Raw genomic sequence first — 5,667 nt, 5'->3', positions numbered from 1 at the left:
CTGCCGACATTGCGGTACTGCACCACCGCCTCGCTCTCGCTGCCGACGGGCTGCTGCTCGATCAAGCGGTTCATGCGCGTGTAGTAAGCGTTGGCGCTGAGCGCATGGCCGCTGTGGAGCACGTACTCCCAGGCAGCTTCGACGGAGTTGAGGCGCTCGGGCTTCAGGTCGTTGCTGCGCAGCTGGGAAACCCCGCCGTCGTCGTAGAAGCGCTCGTACAGATTGGGCGTGCGAAAGGACTGCGCCCACATCAGCTTGAAGGACTCCCGCTCGTCGGGCCGCAGCGCCAGCACGGCGCGCGGCGACATGGCTGGCGCGAAACCGCGCACATGGTCCAGGCGCAGGCCGGTGGTCAGCTGCAGCACCGATGAAAGCCGCCACTGGTCTTGCGCGTAGACGCCCGCGGCGTCCTGGGTGACGTGCGAATCCAGGCGCAGCGCATAGGGGTCGACGTCGTAGTTGCGCTGCAGGCCCTGGGGCGAGGTGCGCAGCTCGGCGCCGAACATCAGCTGATGGTTGAGCAGCCCTCGCCAAAGCACGCGCGCCTCCAGCGTCGTCCATTGGGCGCGAGCCTCGTCCTTGTTGACGAGTTGAGGCGCCGGCCCGAAGACATAGCGGCCACGGAATTCATAGCCCGCCACACTGAGCCGCGCCGAGCGGCGTACATCGCCCTGCCAGCCTTCGTCGTAGCTGAGCTCGCCCAGCACCAGGCTGTCGGTGTAGTGGGTGCCGGGCACACCGGGCTCGGTGCCGTAGGGTGCGGTCGGGGCATCCTTGTCGCGGCGCACCGCGTTCAACGCGACCCGCCAAGGGCCGTTGCGGTATTTGGCCAGCAGCGCCACCTGCCGCTCGCCATCAAGACCACGCACCCAGCCATCGGCCGTTCCGAGTTCGGGCAGGAAGAGGTCCTCGCCGGCGGTGCGCTGCAGGTTGAGGCCGATGAACAAATCACTGTCCGCGGCGGCGGCACCGTAATGCATCTCGGCGCGGCGCGTGCCGTTCTCGCCCACACTGCCCTGGGCCGTCAGGCCCGGCGCGTCAGCGCCATTCAGCGTCACGACGTTGACGACGCCCAGCAGCGCATTGCTGCCGTAGATCGAGGAGCCGGGGCCGTGGACGAGCTCCACCCGCTTGACCCATTCGGCGACGATGGGCAGCTCCAGCTGCGGCAGCCCCTGGTCAAAGATGGCGTCATTGACGCGCTGGCCATCGATGGCCATCAGGAGGCGGGCGCTGTAGTCGCCCGGCCGGTTGAAGCCGCGCAGCCCCAGGGCGCTGTAGGTGCGCGAGTTGCTGAGGTAGACGCCCGGCAGGCGGGCCAGCTGGTCACCCACGGTCTGGTGGCCAAGGGCATCGGACACACCCCGCTCCAGCACGCTGACCGATGCCGGCGCGTCCATCAGGCTCTGGGCATAGCGGGACGGACCCTGCACTTCCCGTTTCAGAAGCGCTTCGAGCGCCTGGTCGTCCGAGGCATCGGCGGCGGCTGGAGCGGCTTGAGCCGCTGGAGTCAGGGCCAGCGTGGACAACCACGCCAGCGCAATTAGGCGGCTTTTCACAAGGGCGGTCGCCGGCAGACGTCGGCGGCGATGGGAAACGGTGCCGAAAGCTTAGCTTTGGCCCCGTCCGCAGTCGCTGTCACATTTCACAACAACGCCGGTTGCGAGCCGGTCCGCGACTCAATTCACGGTTTGCCGGTGTAACGGGTATGGAAACGTCGCCCCTGCGCGTCCATGGCCTGCAGCCACAGCTCCGACGTGACGCTGCCCACCGGCGTGTACGCCGTGCTCAGCGTCGCCGCCGTCTTGGGCGGCAGCGGCACGCTCGTGTCCAGCACCGTGGGCGCTCCGCCGGCGGTCGGCGTGAAGACGCGCTTGATCTCGATGAGGCGCAGGTCGGGGTTGGCAGCGGCCCAGGCGCCCCAGTTGATCACCAGGCTGCCGCTCTGCAGCGAGGCGGCGGACACCGGGCTGGCTGCAGACACGCTGTCAACACTCGGGAAGCGCGTGGCAGCCGGCTCGCCGAGCACGTCGGCGCGCAGCCAGGCGTTGCGCGTCTCGGCCACGCCGGAAATCGTGTAGCTGGCGATGAACTTGGCACCACGCACGCTGTCCGCGCTGCCGATCCAGCCGACCGCCGAACGCTGGATGGCGATGTCGCCCACGCCGCCCGTCGGGATCAGGTTGGTGGCGCCCGGCGTGGACGACACGCACAGCAGGAGCCGGTTGCAATAGCCGAAGGGAATGCTGAAGCCGCCGGGTAGCTGCACCGTGGCCGAACTGAGCAGCTGCGTTGCCGGAATGCCGGGCACGGGATCGGCCGTCTGCGCCTGGACCTCAACCTGCAGGCCGATGCCCGGGTTGGGCACCACGGCACCGCTGGCCGTGCCATCGGCATTCAGCGCCAGGAAGCCCAGCGGATACACACCGACGGCCAGCTTCTTGCCGTTGCCGATCAGGTTCCACTTGTTGGTCGTCGTGGCCGACTTGTTGTAGCTGACCGCGTCACTGAAAAGGTCGACGACTGCACCGGTGGAATCGCTGATGACGGCGCCCACCAGCACCTTGGCGCAGTTGCCGGCGGTCGGTGCATCGTCGGCGCAGCCCAGCAGCTGGAAGCGGCCAAACTGGCGGTTGCCCGTCGTATAGGTCGACAGGATGCCGGCGATGTCGGCCTTGCTGCGGCCGTTGTGCTTGTCGTAGCCGGTGACGAGGACGGAGTTCAGCAGCGTGCTGACGTCGCGCCCCTGGGCGATGAGCTGGTTCAGCGCCGCGCCGAGGTCATCCAGACCTGACAAGGTGCCGAGCAGCGTCGTCGCGCTGGTCGCGGCCTTCAACGTCGAGGTGATGGCGGTGGCTGGCGTGCCGGTGGCCTTGAGCAACTCGGTCTGGGCCGTGGGCAGCTCGACGACGACTTCGGCCGTCGGTGCGGCGAGGAATTTGTTGCCGATCTGCAGCACCGGCACGTTGAGCTTGGAGCGTGCGAGGTCGATGCGCACGCTCTCGATGAGCAGGTCGTGAGCACCCTTGTTGGCGGCAAAGGTCGAATCCGCCAGCAGGTCCAGAGCCGCGGCGTCGGTGATCTTCAGGTCGCTGACCTGGGTCTTGACCAGGGTCTTCAGGAAGGTGCCCGCAGCAGGCGCGGCGCTGGCCATCTGGCTCAGCTGGCTGGTGCTGGTCGAGGCGGCGGCGAATACCGGCGCAGGTTCGGTACCCAGGGACAACGCGACGACAGCGTTGGTCAGCGGCGTCACATGGCCGACCATGGCGGCGCTGATGGCCGGCACGGTGGAATGCAGCACCTGCATGGTGCCGGCAGCATCCATGCCTCGCGCCTGGATGAACAAAGGCGCGGCGGGGCTGGTGGTGCTCAGCGTCAGGCTGTAACTGCCGTCGGCGCCATGGGTGGTGGCCGTGCCAACCGCCTTGCCCTGGCCATCGACGACGCTGATCTGCGCATTGACCAGAGGCGCGCCCGTGGCGGCAACGCCGCGCAACGTGGGCGGCTTGTCCAGCACAGGCGTGTCCGAACCGCCACCGCCTCCTCCGCAGGAGGCGAGCAGCAGGGTCAGGGCAAAAGCAGCAAGGCGGTACAGCATGGCGCGGGCGTGAATCTGGGCTTGGGCCAGTGTGCCGCGCCAGCCCACCGGGTGGTGGGCCGTTAAAGGGCCGAAATCAACGGTTGATCTGCACCCAGGCCAGCTCCAGCCAGTTGTCGGGCCGGTGGATGGCCGTGACATTCGCACGCGCCGCCCACGGCACCACCTGGCGGTGCAACGGGATGATGTTGACCTGCTCGCGCAGCTCGGCCAGCGCGCCGCGGATCTGCTGCTCGCGCTTTTTCGGATCGGGCTCGACGCTGGACTGCGCCGCCAGTGCGTCGGCCTTGTCGTTGCGGAAGCCGCCGAAGTTGTAGTTGCCCACGCCCTTGTCGCCACGCGTGCGGTACAGCGGCGTCAGGATGCTCTCGGCATCCGTCACCGAGCCGCCCCAACCGTACATGTACAGGCTGGTGTCGTACTTCTCCAGCTTGGGGAAGTAGATGACGCGGGGCATGGCGTTGACCTTGACCTTGATCTTCAGCTGGGCCCACATCGAGGCCAGGGCCGTGCAGATTTCCTCGTCGTTGATGTAGCGGTTGTTGGGGCAGTCCAGCGTCACCTCGAAGCCATCGGCATAGCCCGCRTCGGCCATCAGCTTCTTCGCGCCGGCCAGGTCGTGCGGCAGGCGGGCCTGCAGGGCCGGGTCGTCGAAGGAGGCGATGCCGGACGGAGTCAGCGCGCCGGTGGGCACCGACAGGCCGCTCATCAGCTTGGTCCTGAGCGCGTCGATGTCGATGGCCTGGTACAGCGCCCGGCGCACGCGCACGTCCTTGAAGGGGTTCTTGTCACCGGGGACGTTGCCATAGAGCAGCTTGTCGCGCGACTGATCCATGCCGATGAAGACGAGGCGGTTTTCCGGCCCCTCGATGACCTTGACGCCAGCGGTGTTGCGCAGGCGCGCAATGTCGCGCGGCGCGGGGTCGAGCACGAAATCGACCTCGCCCGACACCAGCGCGGCCAGGCGTGTCGCGTCCGTCGCGATGGGCGTGTAGACGACCTCCTGCACATTGCCCTCGAACTTGTTCCACCAGTTCGGGTTGCGCTTGAGCACGGTCTTGATGCCGGGCTGGCGGCTGGCCAGCATGAAGGGGCCGGTGCCGTTGGTGTTCAGCGCCGTGAAGCTCTCTTCCTTGTTCTTGAAGTCCAGCGGCTTGGTGGCCTTGTGTGCCTCGCACCACTTGCGGCTCATGATCCACAGCTGGTCGATGTGCTGCAGGAAGATGGGGTTGAAGGTGGTCAGCTGGAAGTCCACCGTCAGCTCGTCGACCTTTTTGGCCGTGCCGACGGCATTGGCCCAGACGGCGATCTGCGAGGTGGGCTCCTTGGCGCGCTGTACCGAGAAGACGACGTCATCCGCCGTCAGCGGCGTGCCGTCATGGAACTTGACGCCGGGGCGCAGCTTGAAGCGCCAGGCGAGCGGCCCGGTCTGCTTCCATTCCGTGGCCAGGCCTGGCACCAGGCCCAGCTTGGCGTCGCGGTTGGTCAGCCGCTCGTAGATCTGGCCATTGACCATATTGGTCAGGCTCTCGTTCTGCGAGTCCGGGTCCATGGTCTGCGGGTCGCCCTGGCTGGCCCAGCGCAGCGTCTGCGCGGACACACCGCAGGTCCATGCCAAAAGAGCTACACCCAGCCATCGCTTCATTGCCATCTCCCAACTGCAGGGCTGGCAGTTTAGGAGGCCGTCAAAGCCCCTTCGTTACCGTTTGGCGTTCGGGTTCCAGAGCTCGTCGAGATGGGTGAAATTCCAGTCCTCGGGCGGCTCGCGGCCGGCGATGCGGTCGGTGGACGTGGCCAGGTCGATGACTTGCAACGGGATGKGCATGCTCGACTTGGTCGAGTAGAAAACCTTGACGCGCGGCGCGACCAGTGAAATGGCGTTCTGCTCGACCACAACGGCCAGGCGGCCGGACTGCAGTCGCACCAGGGTGCCGGTCGGGTAGATGCCGACGCTCTTCACGAAGGCCTGGAAGACGCTCGGGTCAAACTGGCCCTTCCACTGTGACATGCGCTGCAGTGAGCCGGCCGGGTCCCAGGCATTCTTGTAGGGCCGCGTCGAGGTGATGGCG

3 protein-coding genes and 1 pseudogene are annotated in these 5,667 nt (G+C 67.1%); all 4 read right to left on the bottom strand.

All coding sequences use genetic code 11. The features are described 5' to 3' along the window. Positions 1-1,559: TonB-dependent receptor plug domain-containing protein (locus AC1DU6_RS18335; protein ID WP_477858757.1), on the bottom strand; the 1,559-nt coding region annotated here is incomplete at its 3' end. A gap of 125 nt (positions 1,560-1,684) precedes the next feature. Beyond that, positions 1,685-3,598 carry a hypothetical protein gene (locus tag AC1DU6_RS18330; RefSeq protein ID WP_457324224.1) on the bottom strand — a complete coding sequence of 638 codons (1,914 nt, stop codon included), beginning with the start codon at positions 3,596-3,598 and terminating at the stop codon, positions 1,685-1,687. A gap of 76 nt (positions 3,599-3,674) precedes the next feature. Next, entirely contained in the window at positions 3,675-5,243 is a 1,569-nt protein-coding gene (locus AC1DU6_RS18325; protein ID WP_477858754.1) for an ABC transporter substrate-binding protein, read from the bottom strand. A 54-nt stretch (positions 5,244-5,297) separates the two neighbouring features. Next, positions 5,298-5,667, bottom strand: a pseudogene (locus AC1DU6_RS18320) (phosphodiesterase); the annotation flags it as partial.

Source organism: Roseateles sp. P5_B10 (assembly GCF_056400485.1).
Note: the sequence above shows the minus strand (reverse complement) of the source record. Positions and strands in the feature narration are given on the sequence as shown.

Bases quoted from the DNA above. Each gene is read 5' to 3' on its own strand.
- AC1DU6_RS18330 (WP_457324224.1), bottom strand. From the start codon at position 3,598: ATGCTGTACCGCCTTGCTGCTTTTGCCCTGACCCTGCTGCTCGCCTCC.